This is a genomic window from Streptosporangium amethystogenes subsp. fukuiense, from assembly GCF_042665875.1.
GTDB lineage: Bacteria > Actinomycetota > Actinomycetes > Streptosporangiales > Streptosporangiaceae > Streptosporangium > Streptosporangium fukuiense.
In genome coordinates this window covers 8,462,748-8,477,385 of the sequence record NZ_JBHTEE010000001.1, presented here as the reverse complement: position 1 = coordinate 8,477,385, position 14,638 = coordinate 8,462,748, and the positions used below count along the sequence as shown (strand labels likewise).

The window sequence follows — 14,638 nt, the reverse complement described above, 5'->3', positions numbered from 1 at the left end:
ATTAGCGGTGCAGATCCCGGATTCCAGCGAGCAACGTCGGCGCCAGTCCCGGTAGGGATACAAGGATATCCGGCAATGAGGGGTCGGGCTGGTTGTAGGTCAGCTGCGAGCCGTCGATGCGGCTGGCGTGGGCCCCCGCGGCGAGGGCCACCGCGACGGGCGCGGCGGAATCCCACTCGTACTGGCCTCCGGCGTGCACGTAGGCCTCGACCGCTCCGGTGAGCACCGCGGAGATCTTGGCACCGGCCGACCCGATCGGTACCAGGTCCGCGCCGACGAGAGCCGCCAGCTTCTGGACGAACTCCGGCGGGCGGGTCCTGCTGACCGCGATCCGCGGCCTGGCGCCCGCCTCGGAGGCGGGCCGCACCGGAGGTTCGGCGGTGGAGAGTGTACGGCCCTGGGCCGGTAGCGCGACGGCACCGGCCGTCAGCGTGCCACGCTCCCAGAGCGCCACGTGGACCGCCCAGTCCGCACGGCCCTCCTCGGCGAACTCTCGGGTGCCGTCCAGCGGGTCGACGATCCAGACCCGCTCGGCACGGAGCCTGCGCGGGTCGAGCCGCTCCTCGCTGGTCGCCTCCTCGGACAGCACGCTGTCGTCCGGGCGCAGCCGCGCCAGGGCCTCCATCAGGAACAGGTGAGAGGCGATGTCACCCTCCTTGCGCAGTTCGGAGGGGTTGTCGAAACCCCGCTCCGCGCGCAGGGCCGCCAGCTTCTCGCCGGCCGTCGTCGCCAACTCCGCGGCGAGTGTGTGATCGTCGCGAACGGTCATCAGTATGCTCCAGTTCCTCGCGCGACAGCCGACCAGGTCTTCCACAGGATCTGCAGGTCCAGCATGAGAGACCAGCTCTCCACGTAACGTAGGTCCAACCGTACCGATTCCTCCCAGGACAGGTCAGAGCGACCGCTCACCTGCCACAGACCGGTCATGCCCGGCTTGACCAGCAACCGGCGGCGGACATCGTCACCGTACCCCGCCACCTCCTCCGGTAGTGGCGGCCGGGGGCCCACCAGGGACATGTGTCCCAGCAGCACGTTGATCAGCTGGGGCAGCTCGTCCAGCGAATGGCGGCGCAGCCGGGCACCCAGCGGGGTCACCCTCGGATCGTTCTTGATCTTGAAGAGCGGGCCCTGCCCGTCGCTGGACAGGGTGATCTTCCGGTGCTCGGCGTCGGCGCGCATCGTCCGGAACTTGTAGATCGTGAACTCCGCGCCGTCGCGGCCCACCCTCGTCTGCCGGAAGAACGCCGGCCCCGGCCCGGAGGCCCGCACCGCCGCCGCCACCGCCACCAGCAGCGGGAGCAGCACCGCCAGCAGCACCCCGGCGCCGATCCGGTCGAACAGGTTCTTGACCACCTGGCGCAGGCCGGAGATCTCGGGGTGGTCCACGTGCAGCAGCGGCAGCCCCGCCGCCGGACGGATGGTGATCCGCGGCCCGGCCACCTCCATCAGCGCGGGGGCCACGACCAGGTCCGTGTCGGTCTTCTCCAGCCGCCAGGCCAGTCGCCGCAGCGCCACCCCGTCCATCTCCGGGCAGGCGAGCACGGCCACGGTGTCGGCGTGGACCTGCCCGACCGCGAGCGCGACGTCGGAGAGGTCACCGAGAACCGGTACGCCCTCCACGTCGCCCATCCCGTCGCGCGGAGCACAGGCCCCGACGACCTCCATGCCGTGGTAGCGCTCCCGGCGGAACCTGCGGACCAGCTCGCTGATCGCCACCCGATGGCCCACCGCCACCACCCGCCGCATGCACCTGCCCCGGGCCCGCCTGCGGTGCAGGGAGCGGCGCAGCCCGTACCGCGTCAGGAGGGTGAGCAGCGTCGTCAGCGGGAGTGCCAGCACCACGTAGCCGCGGGCCACATCGGTCTTGGTGAGGTAGGCGCCGACGGCGAGGGCTGCGGTGAGCATGAAGCCGCACTGGAGGATCCGCTGGAACTCCTCCGAGCCCAGGCCGATGAGCCGAGGCTCGTAGGCGCGGTTCAGCGCGACCACGCAGACCCAGACGGCGGGCAGGGCGGCGCTCAGCATGACGTACGGGAGAACGTAGGCGGTAACCTCGCCGAATCGAACGAGCAGCGCGAGAGCTCCGGCCAGGGCGGCGCAGACGGTGTCGGCGGCGAGGGCCATCGCGCGGTGCCCCCGCACCCAGTCCGGCATCTGACGGCGCGAGACCGGCACGGCTCCGGACCCGGCCTGGACTGCGGTCACGTCGCGCACGCGCTCCCCCTGCGTAACCGTTCACGGACAGACAGTTATGTAATGGTAGCGGCGACAAGAGAGGCCCGAAGGTTGAAGACCGAAACGTACATCTCTGTGGATGTCGAGGCCGATGGCCCCATTCCGGGACCGTATTCAATGGTCAGCTTTGGTATGGCGGTGGCCGGGCGGATGACCGGAAAGGTCTTCGAACCGGTCGATCCGCAGACCCGTACGTTCTACGCGGAGCTGCGGCCGATCAGCGACGACCATGTGCCCGAGGCGCTCGCGGTGAGCGGGCTTGACCGGGAGACGCTGATCCGCGAGGGCCGCGACCCGGCCGAAGCGATGCGGGAGGCCGCCGCGTGGATCCGCGACGCGTGCGGGAACAGCACACCGGTACTGGCGGCCTACCCGCTCTCCTACGACTGGATGTGGATTTATTGGTACTTCATGCGATTCGCCGGTGCCTCACCGTTCGGGCACTCGCGCTGCATCGACATGAAGACGCTGTACGCGGCCAAGGCGGGAGTGCCGATCGGCTGGGCGACCAAGCGGCAGATGCCCAGGCACCTGCTCTCCCAGCGGCCGCACACGCACAACGCCCTGGACGACGCGATCGAGCAGGCCGAACTCCTCCAGAACCTGATGGCCTTCCCACCATCCCCCCATGAGGACGCACCTGTGCTCCCCCTTTAAGGGACTCCCGTGAGGCCGCGCCGGGGACTGGACTGAGGAGAGCGGGGTCGTGAGGAACGAACGACCCCGGTCGACGAGGGAAGGAGCCGGGTAAGAGCGGCCGAACCGCGACGCGTTAGCGTCGCCATTAACTAGAGATGTTCAGGTCGCCGGCGTGGAAGGCGTTCTGGGTCGGCTCCAGGCCGACCCTGATCAGCGACTCCACCACGTCGGCCGCACGGTCGACCAGGAACCCGAGATCCTTGCGCTCGGCGGTGGCGAAGTCACGCAGGACATAGGTCGCGGCGTCCATCCGGCCCGGCGGGCGGCCGATGCCGAACCGGACCCGCAGGTAGTCCTTGGTGGCCAGCGACTTGGTGATCGACTTCAGCCCGTTGTGACCGTTGTCACCGCCGCCCAGCTTGGCCCTCAGCGCGCCGTACGGGATGTCCAGCTCGTCGTGGACCACGATCACGCGGGCCGGGTCGACCTTGTAGAAGTCGGCCAGGGCCTTGACCGGTCCGCCGGACAGGTTCATGAAGGACAGCGGCTTGGCCAGCACCGCGGGGACACCCGCCAGGCGGCCCTCCAGCACCTCCGAGCGCGACCTGTGCGCCTTGAAGCGCCCGCCGGCGCGCGCGGCCAGCTCGTCCAGGACCATGAACCCCGCGTTGTGCCGGTTTCCTACGTACTCCGGCCCGGGGTTTCCCAGGCCCACGACCAGCCAGCGGTCCACGATCGGCATCCCCTTCATACGCGCGTCAGGGCGGCCCGGGAACGGGCCGCCCTGACAGATCTAGCAGAGAAAACTACTCGGCGCTCTCGGCGCTCTCGCCCTCGGCCGGAGCGGCCTCGACGGCCTCGCCCTCGGCCGCGGGCTCGGCGGTCGGGGCCGCGGAGACGATCAGGACCAGCACCTCAGGGTCGGCGGCGAGGCTCGTGCCCTTGGGCAGCTTCAGGTCGGCGGCGGTGATCTGGGCGCCGACCTCCAGGCCCTCGACGTCGACCTCGACGCCCTCGGGGATGTGGGTGGCCTCGGTCTCGACCGAGACGGAGACGAGCTGCTGGTCGAGGATGCCGTCGGCGACCTCGCCGGTCACGACGACGGGAATGTCGACGGTGACCTTCTCGCCGCGCCTGACGAGCAGGAGGTCGACGTGCTCGAGGAAGCCCTTGATCGGGTCGCGCTGGACACCCTTGGGCAGCGCGAGCTCGTCGACCGCACCCTCAAGGCGGATCAGCACGTTCGGCGTACGCAGGGCGAGCAGCAGCTCGTGACCCGGCAGGGACAGGTGCCTCGGCTCGGAGCCGTGTCCGTAGAGGACGACGGGGACCTTGTCCTCGCGACGGATCTTGCGGGCGGCGCCCTTGCCGAACCTGTCGCGGAGCTCGGTGGTGATTACCACTTCGGACATGCTGATCTCCTAGGGATCTCAAGAATCGGAAGATGCGCTCCCCCTCACCCGCCCTAGCGGAAGGCGTTACGAACGCAACTTGACAACCCTACCGTGCTTATTGCGACGCTAACGCGTCGCGGTTCGGCCGCTCTTACCCGGCTCCTTCCCTCGTCGAGGGAGGCCGCTCGTTCCTCGCGACCTCCCTCTCCTCGGTCCAGTCGCCGGCGCGGCCTCACAGGGAGTCCCTCAGGGACGGAGCACGGACACGTCCCCAGGGTGGGTGGACGGCACGTCCCCGAGGGGGAAGGTGATGTTCGGCGGGGAAGGTGACGAGTAACTAGCTGTCGCCTTCGAAGAGGCTGGTCACCGAGCCGTCGCTGAAGACCTCGTTGATCGCGCGGGCGATCAGCGGGGCGATCGACAGGACCGTGAGCTTGTCGAACCTCTTCTCCTCGGGGAGCGGCAACGTGTTGGTGACGATGACCTCGGAGACCCTGGAGTTCTTCAGCCGGTCGACCGCGGGGTCGGAGAAGACCGCGTGGGTGGCCGCCACGACCACGTTGGTGGCGCCCTGCTCGTAGAGGGCGTCGGCCGCCTTGCAGATCGTGCCCGCAGTGTCGATCATGTCGTCGATCAGCACACAGGTCCGGCCCTTCACCCGGCCGACGACCTCGCTCACCTTCACCTGGTTGGCCACGTCGAGGTCGCGGCGCTTGTGGATGAAGGCCAGCGGGGTGCCCAGCGTGTCGGCCCAGCGCTCCGAGAGCCGCACCCGCCCGGTGTCGGGTGAGACGATCGTGGTCGTCTCCAGGTCGAGCTTGTCCTTGAGGTAGTTGACCAGGACGGGCATGGCGAACAGGTGGTCCACCGGGCCGTCGAAGAAGCCCTGGATCTGGGAGGTGTGCAAGTCGATCGACATCAGCCGGTCGGCGCCGGCCGTCTTGAACATGTCGGCCATCAGGCGGGCGGTGATGGGCTCGCGGCCCCGGCCCTTCTTGTCCTGGCGGGCGTAGCCGTAGAACGGCATGATCACGGTGATCCGCTTGGCGGAGGCGCGCTTGAGCGCGTCCACCATGATCAGCTGCTCCATGATCCACTGGTTGATCGGCAGAGTGTGGCTCTGCATGACGAACGCGTCACAGCCACGGACCGACTCCTGGTAACGGGCGTAGATCTCCCCGTTGGCGAAGTCACGCAGCGTGGTCGGCGTCTCCACGATGCCTAGGTGGCTCGCCACCTCGGCTGCCAGCTCCGGATGCGCCCTGCCGGAGAAGAACATCATGTTCTTCTCACCGGTCTTCTTGATGCTGCTCATGCCGTCCCCCCCGCCGGAGAGCACATCGATGTCCGCGCGACGCCGCGCCCACCGGGCCGCTCGCTCCGCTCACTCACGTCTGGCTCCCCTGCTGTTTCCCCGACTCGGCGGCTTTCCGCGCCGCCTGAGCCGATCTGGTGCCCGCGCGCCTGCGCACGACCCACCCTTCGATATTGCGTTGCCGCCCGCGGGCCACCCCGATGCTCCCTGCCGGGACATCTCCGTCGATGACCGAACCCGCGGCCGTATATGCGCCGTCGCCGATGTTGACCGGCGCGACGAGCATGGTGTCGCATCCGACGAAGGCGTGCTCGCCCACCGTCGTGTGATGCTTGTTGACCCCGTCATAGTTGACGAAGATCGCCGAGGCGCCGATGTTGGCGCCCGCACCGATCGTCGCGTCACCCACATAGCTCAGGTGCGGCACCTTCGCACCCTCTCCGACCTGGGCGTTCTTCATCTCGACGTACGTTCCGGCCTTGGCCTTGCGCGCCAGCACGGTGCCGGGGCGCAAATAGGCGTACGGCCCGACCAGGGCCTCGGGGCCGATCACGGCCTCGGTGCAGACGGCGTTGCGCACCAGCGCCCCCTCGCCGACGACGGTGTCGGTCAGCGTGCTGGCGGGACCGACCTCGGCGCCCTCGGCGACCGCCGTACGGCCGTGCAGCTGGGTGCCGGGGTGGATCACCACGTCCCGTTCGAGGGTGACGTCCACATCGATCCAGGTGCTGGCCGGGTCGACCACGGTCACCCCGGCCCGCATGTGCGTCTCCAGCAGGCGCGCGTTGAGGACCTGACGGGCGAAGGCGAGCTGTACACGGTCGTTGACGCCCTCCACCTCCACGTAGTCGGCCGCGACGTGGGCGCCGACCCGGTGGCCGTCCTGGCGCAGGATCGCGAGGACGTCCGTGAGGTACTCCTCGCCCTGGGCGTTGGAGGTGGACACCCGCTTGACCGCGTCGGCCAGCAGGGACCCGTCGAAGGCGTAGACGCCGGAGTTCATCTCCTTGATCGCCCGTTGCGCGGGGTCGGCGTCCTTCTCCTCGACGATCTCCAGGACCGCCCCCGAGGCGTCGCGGATGATCCGGCCGTAGCCGTACGGGTCGGGCACCTCGGCCGTCAGCACGGTGACGGCGTTGCCGTCCTCGCCGTGCCGTTCGAGCAGGGCCGCGAGGGTCTCGGTGCGCAGCAGCGGCGTATCGCCGTAGGTCACCAGGACGGTGCCGCTGATGGTGCCCACCGTCTCCAGGACGGTACGGACGGCGTGGCCGGTACCCCTCTGCTCGGCCTGCACGACGACCCGCGCGTCAGGGGCGGTGCCGGCCAGGTGTGCCTGGACCCGCTCCCGTTCGTGGCCGATGACAACGATGAGCCGCTCGGGTTCGAGCCCTCTTGCGGCGGCGAGCATATGGTCGACCAGGGTACGGCCGCACAGTTCATGAAGGATCTTCGGTGTTCTCGACTTCATCCGGGTGCCCTCGCCTGCGGCAAGGACAATGACGGCGGCCGGGCGCGGCACACTCACGGACGAGGCTCCCTCGGCGTCGCGGCTGAGACATGACGGAGCACGACGACGGATATCCACCCCCAGGGCATGGCACCGTCACCTGCTCGACAACGTGAGGATACCTTCCCGTTCGGGAACCCACCCAGCCGACTAGCCGAGCCAATAAAGCAGACATAAGAGACGGCTCCGGCACCAGGACTCGAACCTGGACAACAAGGACCAAAACCTTGCGGGCTGCCAATTACCCAATGCCGGATCGGCCAGACAGCGGGGACGACCCCGTACGCCTGGCACCCCTACGATACAGAGCCCGCGGTGTCGAACGCGCGCCGTTTGGGAGCCGTCCTGTCCGCAAAGTCGAGCGGCCCCGGCAACGAGCCTGGGGAACCCGTCGTTTGGCAGGTCAGACACGGGTAGAACAGATTACGAAGCCGCTGCGGCACCAGCCCCGGCGGCCCATCTTCCACACACTTGGTGCTTAGGGATTCCTAACTTACGATGGCGTAGGTTACGGTGGCGTAGCCGCACGTGAATCCTTGCCTTTCCGAGCCACCGCGAGGTAGCGCATGACCGTCATCGAAGAACGCCCTGCTCCGGGCCCCAAACCAGACGTAGACCCAGAGCGGAAGACACTGCCGGAGATCATCACCTTCGGGGTGGTCGTCGGTGCCCCGCTGATCGCCCTGGCCATGGCCGTCCCGTTCGCCTGGGGCTGGGGACTCGGCTGGTCCGACATCGCGATCGCGGCGGTCTTCTACGTGGTCACCGGGCTGGGGGTCACCGTCGGCCTGCACCGCCACTTCACGCACGGCTCGTTCAAGGCCAAGCGTCCGCTGAAGATCGCGCTGGGCATCGCGGGCAGCCTCTCGATGGAGATGTCGGTGCTCGACTGGGTGGCCACCCATCGCAAGCACCACAAGTTCTCCGACAAGGACGGCGACCCGCACTCGCCGTGGCGCTTCGGCACCGGCTTCGTGGCCGTGTCCAAGGGCCTGCTCTGGGCGCACATGGGCTGGCTGTTCGAGGCCGATCGGGCCAACCGTGAGAAGTACGCCCCCGACCTGGTCAAGGACCCGGACATCATCAGGCTGCACAAGTTCTTCCCGGTCCTGGCGATCACCACGATGGTCATGCCCGCCCTGCTGGGCGGCCTGCTGACCTGGTCGTGGTGGGGCATGGTCACCGGTTTCTTCTGGGGCACGCTGGTCCGGATCGGCCTGCTGCACCACGTGACCTGGTCGATCAACTCCATCTGCCACGTCTTCGGCGAGGAGTCCTTCGAATCACGCGACAAGTCCCGCAACGTGTGGTGGCTGGCCATCCCCTCCTTCGGCGAGTCCTGGCACAACCTGCACCACTCCGACCCCACCTGTGCCCGGCACGGCGTGCTGAAGGGGCAGATCGACCTCAGCGCGGGTGTCATCCGCTGGTTCGAGAAGGCAGGCTGGGCCCACGACGTCCGCTGGCCCACCCCCGAACGCATCGCCGCCAAACGCATCGCCGCCTGACCTCCTACTTCTCCTCTCGTCTCCCACGGAGAGGTGCCTCTTCCCCAGAGACACTCCGCCATGAGGCCGCGCCCGGCCACACCCCGAGAGACTCCCCTGAGGACGTGCCTGAGACACCCTCCTTGAGGGACTACCCGTGAGGCCGCGCCGGCGACTGGACTGAGGAGAGGAAGGTTGCGAGGAACGAGCGACCTTCCTTGACGAGGGAAGGAGCCGGACAAGAGCGGCCGAACCGCGACGCGTTAGCGTCGCCGGCAACTCGCGAGGTACGAGCGACCTGCCTCGACGAGGGAAGGAGCCGGGTAAGAGCGGCCTCACCGCGACGCGCTAGCGTCGCAATCAACACAGTGGAGCAGCATTATTAGAACCGTGAGCGAACCCCGACGGCGGATGTCAGGCAAGGAACGCCGGGAACAGTTGATCCAGATCAGCAGGACCCTGTTCGCGGAGAAAGGGTTCGACGGCACATCGGTCGAGGAGATCGCGGCGACCGCCAACGTCTCCAAGCCGGTGGTCTACGAGCACTTCGGCGGCAAGGAGGGCGTGTACGCGGTCGTCATCGACCGGGAGATGCAGAAGCTATTGATCATGGTAACCGAGGCCCTGTCCGCCTCGCACTCGCTGATCAAGCTGGAGCGGGCGGCCCTGGCCCTGCTGGCCTACGTGGAGGAGAACAGCGAGGGTTTCCGCATCCTCGTTCGTGACTCGCACGCCGCCTCGGGGACCGGGACGTTCGCCAGCCTGATCAACGACATCGCCAGCCAGGTCGAGGACGTCATGGTCGACGAGTTCGTCGAACGGGGCTATGACCCCAAACTGGCCCCCATGTACGCCCAGATGCTGGTCGGCATGGTCGCACTGACCGGCCAGTGGTGGCTGGACGTGCGCAGACCGTCGCGCGAGGAGGTCGCCGCACATCTGGTCAACCTGGCTTGGAACGGTCTGACCGGGCTGGACCCGAGCCCTCGGCTCACCGCCTCCTCTCGCGGCCTGGGGCAGCGGCTGGTCCAGGCGCACCAGCGTCCGGCCGACGCCGACCACCATCCACCGGGATCGCGCCCGCAACCCCACCCCGCTGCATCGCGCTCGCCCGCGCCCCAGCCGCCCACGCCCCTGACCGAAAAGGAGCTCCGGGAGCTGGAGAAGGCCCGCGAGCGGGAGCAGAAGGAACAGGAGAAGCTACGCGAGCGCGAACAACGCGAGGCCGAGAAGCTGGCCAGGGAGCAGGAGAAGGCACGGCTCCGCGAGCAGCGGGAGCTGGAGAAGGCCCGCGAGCGGGAGCAGCGGGAGCAGCAGCGGCTGCTGAGGGAGCAGGAGCGGGCCCGCGAGCGGGAGCAGAAGGAGCTGGAGAAGGCGATGCTCCGTGAGGCCAAGGCCGCCGAGCGCGAGGCCGTCAAGCGAGCGAAACTCGTTGGTGAAGAGCAGGAAAAGCTTGAGCCAAGTGAGTAAACAACAACGCCCGTTGAGCCGAAATTAACGTTCCGTTCAACAAAAGCGGGCATTCTGGTCATATGTCCGCTGAACCCGCTCGTTCCACCCCCGACGGACTTCCTCTCCCGCAAGAGCGCTTCCTCAACCGGGAGGAGAGCTGGCTCCAGTTCAACCAACGGGTTCTGGAGATGGCGGAGGATCCGTCTCTGCCGCTGCTGGAGAGAGTACGGTTCCTTGCCATCTTCGCCAGCAACCTGGACGAGTTCTTCCGGGTACGGGTGGCCGGGCTGAAACGGCGGATGGCCACCGGCCTCCTGCTCCGCACGAAGAGCGGGCTGAAGCCCCGCGAGGAACTGTCCAGGATCGCGGCGATCGCCAACGACCTCGCGCTGCGGCAGTCGGCCTGCTTCTACGAACGGATCAGGCCGCAGCTGAGCGCCGAGGGCATCGAGATCGTGCGCTGGGACGACCTCGGCCGCGACGAGCGCACCGAGATGCGCAGGCTCTTCAGGGAGCGGATCAGGCCGGTGCTGACGCCGCTGGCCGTCGACCCGGCCCACCCCTTCCCGTACATCTCGGGACTCTCACTGAACCTGGCCGTCACCGTCCGCAATCCCTCGACCGGCAACACGGTCTTCGCCCGGGTCAAGGTGCCCAGCCGGCTTCCCCGCTTCGTCGCGGCGTCCGTGAATCGTTTCGTCCCGCTGGAAGATGTCATCGCCGCTCACCTGGGGCAGCTTTTCAAAGGTATGGAGATCGTCGAACACCACGCCTTCCGGGTGACCCGCAACGAGGACCTGGACGTCGACGAGGACGTCACCGAGAACCTCATGCAGGCCCTGGAGCGCGAGCTCCTCAAGCGCCGCTTCGGCCCTCCGGTCCGGCTGGAGGTCGAGGACACCATCACACCCGAGGTGCTCGACCTGCTGGTGGACGAGCTGGGGGTGGCCGAGCACGAGATCTGCCGGCTGCCGGGGCCGCTGGACCTGACCGGGCTGCACGCGATCGCCGACCTCGACCGGGGCGAGCTGACCTTCCGCCCGTTCGTGCCCGCGGAGGTGGTGCACGTCGAGGACGACATCTTCGCGGTGCTGCGCGAGCGGGACGTGCTGCTGCACCACCCGTACGACTCGTTCTCCACGAGCGTGCAGCGGTTCATCGAGCAGGCCGCCGCCGACCCGAACGTGCTGGCCATCAAGCAGACGCTCTACCGCACCAGCGGCGACTCACCGATCGTGGACGCGCTGATCGACGCCGCCGAGGCGGGCAAGCAGGTGGTCGTGGTCGTGGAGATCAAGGCCAGGTTCGACGAGCACGCCAACATCAGCTGGGCGCGCAAGCTGGAACGGGCCGGCTGCCACGTGGTCTACGGCGTCGTGGGGCTGAAGACCCACTGCAAGCTGGCCCTGGTGGTGCGCCAGGAAGCCTCGGGCGAGCTGCGCAGCTACTGCCACATCGGCACGGGCAACTACAACCCCAAGACCGCCAGGTTGTACGAGGATCTGGGTCTGCTCACCGCCGACCGGCTGGTCGGCGAGGATGTCACGGACCTGTTCATCCACCTGACCGGCTACTCCAACCACTCGGCCTACCGGCGGCTGCTGGTCGCCCCGCACTCCCTGCGCGGCGGGCTGCTGGCCAGGATCGAGCGGGAGATCGCCCATCAGGAGGCGGGCCGCCCCGCAGGCATCAGGATGAAGACGAACTCCCTGGTCGACGAGCCCATCATCGACGCCCTCTACCGGGCATCGCAGGCCGGCGTACCGGTGGATCTGTGGGTGCGGGGGGTCTGCACGCTCCGCCCCGGCGTACCGGGGCTGTCGGAGAACATCCGGGTCAGAAGCGTGCTGGGCCGTTTCCTCGAACACTCGCGGATCTACGAGTTCGGCCACGGCCGGCGCCCGGAGGTCTGGATCGGCAGCGGTGACATGATGCGCCGCAACATCGAGCGCCGGGTGGAGGTACTGGTCAAGGTCGCCAGCCAGCAGCAGCGGAACTACCTCAGCGGCCTGCTGGACCGGGCCATGTCCGACGACACCGCGACCTGGTGGCTCAACCCGGACGGGACCTGGGTCCGGCATCCCGGTAACGACCTGCAGACCTATCTGCTCGGCACCCGTAGGTGGAGGTCCGTCGATGGCTGAGCACACCACCCATCCGGATGGCGTGATCCGCGCGGCCGGGGCGGTCGTCTGGCGCGGTTCACCGGGCGCGCCGGAGGTCGCCCTCGTCCACCGGCCCAGGTACGACGACTGGTCGTTCCCCAAGGGGAAGCTGAGGAACGGCGAGCACCCCATCGCCGGCGCGCTGCGCGAGGTGGCCGAGGAGACGGGGATCACCGTGGAGCTCGGCCGGTCGCTGTCGCCGAGCCACTACACGAAGGACGGCCGGCCCAAGCGCGTCGACTACTGGGTGGCCAGGATGCTCTCCGAGAAGCGCCGTACCGACACGCGTGAGGTCGACGACGTGGTCTGGCTCCCTGTCGAGGAGGCCGCACGGCGCCTGACCTACGACTGGGACGCCGGGCTGCTCCGCGCGCTCGGCGCGGCATCGCTCGCGACCACCCCGCTCGTGCTGGTACGGCACGCCCTGGCGGGGAGCCGGCAGGACTGGAAGGGCGACGACGACGACCGGCCGCTCGACGAGAACGGCCTGAGGCAGGCCGAGGTGCTCGCGAGGGTGCTGGACGCCTTCGGCCCCGCGGAGCTGGTCAGCTCCCCCAGCAGGCGGTGCGTGCAGACCCTGGAACCGTACGCCGAACGGGCCGGCCTGCCGGTCCGGCTCGAACCCGTCCTGTCGGAGACCCACTACGACTTCCAGGGCTCCCTGCTCCTGGTCAAGGAGGCCCTGGCCGCGAACCGGCCCGCGGTCTTCTGCGGCCACGGCAAGACCCTGCCCGACCTGATCTCCGAATTCGGTGGCCGGTCCGGCGACACGCGGCCGGCCAAGGGCGCGTTCACGGTGCTGCACCACAACGGCGGCCGTGTCGTGGCCGTGGACCGTTACACCGTCTGACGCGATCTCCAGCGGGTTCCTCACCTGTCCCGGGTACGTGGCGGTCGAGAGGACGTCAGAGAAGCTTCGCGACGGCGTTCTCGGTGTCGGCCCAGAGCCGGGGGAACTCCTCGGCGGCGCGTTCGGCCCCGGCCCGCTCCACGCCGGTCAGCACGCCGTAGGTGTAGGTGTCCTCCCCCGCCAGGCGGGCGTTCGCGGCCTCGGCGGCCAGCCGCTCCTGCGCGACGACGCCGTCCATGTGGGTGCCCAGCGCCTCCTGTATCGCCTCCGCCCGCTTGGCCAGCTTCTTCATACCGAGCACCTCCGCGGTGTACCGGGCCCGCTTGGCCGCCTTGCGCACTTCGTGCATGGCGGACTCGTGCTCGGCGGGGTTCTCGATGGACAGCGCGGTGTCGTAGGCCCTGGCGACCCGGCGCCAGCCCTTGGCCGCGACGGCCTTCAGACTCTCCGCGGGCCTGCCCGCGGCCTTGGTGAGCACGGGGGTGGCGATCAGGTCGTCGAGGGCGTCGAGCAGGGCGAAGTAGCGCTCCCCGCTGAGGGCGTCCCTGATCCGGTCGAGGGCCTCGTGCTCGTCGTCCAGCAGGTCGGAGCTGAGGCGCGCCCTGATCGGACCCACGATCAGGGCGCTGTCCAGGCTGTCGAGCCTGCTCGCGAACCGCTCGCGGATGACCTCCAGGTCGCGTGCCTCACCGAGGACCGCGCCGAGCCACTTGAGCTCGTCCTGGACACTCCCGGTGCCCCCGACGACCGTCCTGAACGACTTCATCGCGCTGCGGAGCCGCCGGGCGGCGACGCGCATCCGGTGCACGGCGTCCTCCTCGGCCTTACGGACCCGGGGGTCCTGCGCGAGCAACGCGCCGACCTGGGCGGTGAGATAACCGACGGCGACCTCACCCGCGGAACCCGGGGCCGTCCTGGCAGGCGGCTGCCTGTGGGTCGCTCCGGCGCCGTCGAGCAGGCGAGCGAGCTTGCTCGCCGACTCGGCGGGACCGGCACCGGCCTTGCGCAGCCGCTTTCCGACCTTCTTCAGCAGCCTCTCGTCGCCATGGAGGATCTCCGCCTCGACCTCGTGCCAGCGTTCGACGTGGGGCTCGTCACCGAGCACCGTGCCCTTGACCCGGTCGTCGGCGATCTCGACCAGCCTCACCCCGGCGCCGTTGACCAGCGTGGTGACGGCACGGCGGGTGTCCAGCTCGGCGACGGGCGCCAGCGGGGCACCCCGGGTGTAGGCGAGCACCAGATCCGCCAGCTCGGCAGGAACGATCTTGATGCTCCGGGTCAGCGGGTGGGTGATCTCCTGCCGTACGCCCTTGGCCTTGGGAAGCTTGAGGTGCCAGCCTGGATCGGTGCCGCCCCTGCGCCTTCTCAGGGTGATCCCCCGCGCGGCGAGCCTCAGATCGGGCGTGTCGAAGTAGAGGGCCACCAGCCGATGGGTCTTCGGACCCACGACCTCCCCGACGCCCGGAAGTCCGGTGAGATCCGGCAGCTGGTAATCCTCCGGCACGTCGAACTTATCCTCGATCTCTATTGCCACAGGTCATCCCCTAATTTGCCCATATATCCATTCATGCCCGGTTGTTTGGCCAGAAACCCG

12 protein-coding genes and 1 tRNA gene are annotated in these 14,638 nt (G+C 68.7%); 5 read left to right on the top strand and 8 right to left on the bottom strand.

The features are described from left to right. Nucleotide 1 precedes the first annotated feature (1 nt). Nucleotides 2-769, bottom strand: a complete 768-nt coding sequence (locus ACFQVD_RS37695; RefSeq protein ID WP_343962580.1) for a 3'(2'),5'-bisphosphate nucleotidase CysQ — start codon at nt 767-769, stop codon at nt 2-4. After that, on the bottom strand, nt 769-2,154 hold the full coding sequence (locus tag ACFQVD_RS37690) for a sugar transferase (protein ID WP_343962632.1): 1,386 nt from the start codon (nt 2,152-2,154) through the stop codon (nt 769-771). The genes ACFQVD_RS37695 and ACFQVD_RS37690 overlap by 1 nt, the downstream gene beginning before the upstream one ends. Before the next feature lie 198 nt (nt 2,155-2,352). Between ACFQVD_RS37690 and ACFQVD_RS37685 the strand changes: the two genes are divergently transcribed. Continuing rightward, complete coding sequence (locus ACFQVD_RS37685; RefSeq protein ID WP_343962582.1) at nt 2,353-2,892, top strand: 3'-5' exoribonuclease domain-containing protein; 540 nt, start codon at nt 2,353-2,355, stop codon at nt 2,890-2,892. A 127-nt stretch (nt 2,893-3,019) separates the two neighbouring features. Here the strand turns inward: ACFQVD_RS37685 and pth are convergent, their stop codons facing one another. The 5 genes from pth to ACFQVD_RS37660 all read right to left on the bottom strand — a co-directional run bounded on the left by pth (nt 3,020) and on the right by ACFQVD_RS37660 (nt 7,346). Next, nucleotides 3,020-3,616, bottom strand: a complete 597-nt coding sequence (gene pth, locus ACFQVD_RS37680) for an aminoacyl-tRNA hydrolase (RefSeq protein ID WP_343962585.1) — start codon at nt 3,614-3,616, stop codon at nt 3,020-3,022. A gap of 64 nt (nt 3,617-3,680) precedes the next feature. Continuing rightward, nucleotides 3,681-4,286 carry a 50S ribosomal protein L25/general stress protein Ctc gene (locus ACFQVD_RS37675; RefSeq protein WP_343962588.1) on the bottom strand — a complete coding sequence of 202 codons (606 nt, stop codon included), beginning with the start codon at nt 4,284-4,286 and terminating at the stop codon, nt 3,681-3,683. 319 nt (nt 4,287-4,605) lie between these two features. Beyond that, complete coding sequence (locus tag ACFQVD_RS37670; RefSeq protein ID WP_343962590.1) at nt 4,606-5,583, bottom strand: ribose-phosphate diphosphokinase; 978 nt, start codon at nt 5,581-5,583, stop codon at nt 4,606-4,608. A 73-nt stretch (nt 5,584-5,656) separates the two neighbouring features. Further along, nucleotides 5,657-7,108 carry a bifunctional UDP-N-acetylglucosamine diphosphorylase/glucosamine-1-phosphate N-acetyltransferase GlmU gene (gene glmU / locus ACFQVD_RS37665; protein WP_343962592.1) on the bottom strand — a complete coding sequence of 484 codons (1,452 nt, stop codon included), beginning with the start codon at nt 7,106-7,108 and terminating at the stop codon, nt 5,657-5,659. Between the two features lie 166 nt (nt 7,109-7,274). Next, nucleotides 7,275-7,346: transfer RNA gene (locus tag ACFQVD_RS37660), tRNA-Gln, on the bottom strand. A gap of 310 nt (nt 7,347-7,656) precedes the next feature. Here ACFQVD_RS37660 and ACFQVD_RS37655 point away from each other — a divergent pair. The 4 genes from ACFQVD_RS37655 (at nt 7,657) to ACFQVD_RS37640 (ending at nt 13,044) form a co-directional block, all read left to right on the top strand. Next, nucleotides 7,657-8,598 (top strand): acyl-CoA desaturase, encoded by a 942-nt coding sequence (locus ACFQVD_RS37655; RefSeq protein WP_343962594.1) that lies wholly within the window; start codon nt 7,657-7,659, stop codon nt 8,596-8,598. Between the two features lie 369 nt (nt 8,599-8,967). After that, a complete protein-coding gene (locus ACFQVD_RS37650; protein ID WP_343962596.1) occupies nt 8,968-10,047 on the top strand; it encodes a TetR family transcriptional regulator in 1,080 nt (359 codons plus the stop codon). Between the two features lie 62 nt (nt 10,048-10,109). Beyond that, nucleotides 10,110-12,173, top strand: coding sequence for an RNA degradosome polyphosphate kinase (locus tag ACFQVD_RS37645; RefSeq protein ID WP_343962598.1), 2,064 nt, complete (start codon nt 10,110-10,112; stop codon nt 12,171-12,173). Next, nucleotides 12,166-13,044, top strand: a complete 879-nt coding sequence (locus ACFQVD_RS37640) for an NUDIX hydrolase (protein WP_343962600.1) — start codon at nt 12,166-12,168, stop codon at nt 13,042-13,044. Before ACFQVD_RS37645 ends, ACFQVD_RS37640 begins: the two co-directional genes overlap by 8 nt. A 55-nt stretch (nt 13,045-13,099) precedes the next feature. Here ACFQVD_RS37640 and ACFQVD_RS37635 read toward each other — a convergent pair whose 3' ends face one another. After that, nucleotides 13,100-14,578 (bottom strand): CYTH and CHAD domain-containing protein, encoded by a 1,479-nt coding sequence (locus ACFQVD_RS37635; RefSeq protein WP_343962602.1) that lies wholly within the window; start codon nt 14,576-14,578, stop codon nt 13,100-13,102. Nucleotides 14,579-14,638 lie beyond the last annotated feature (60 nt).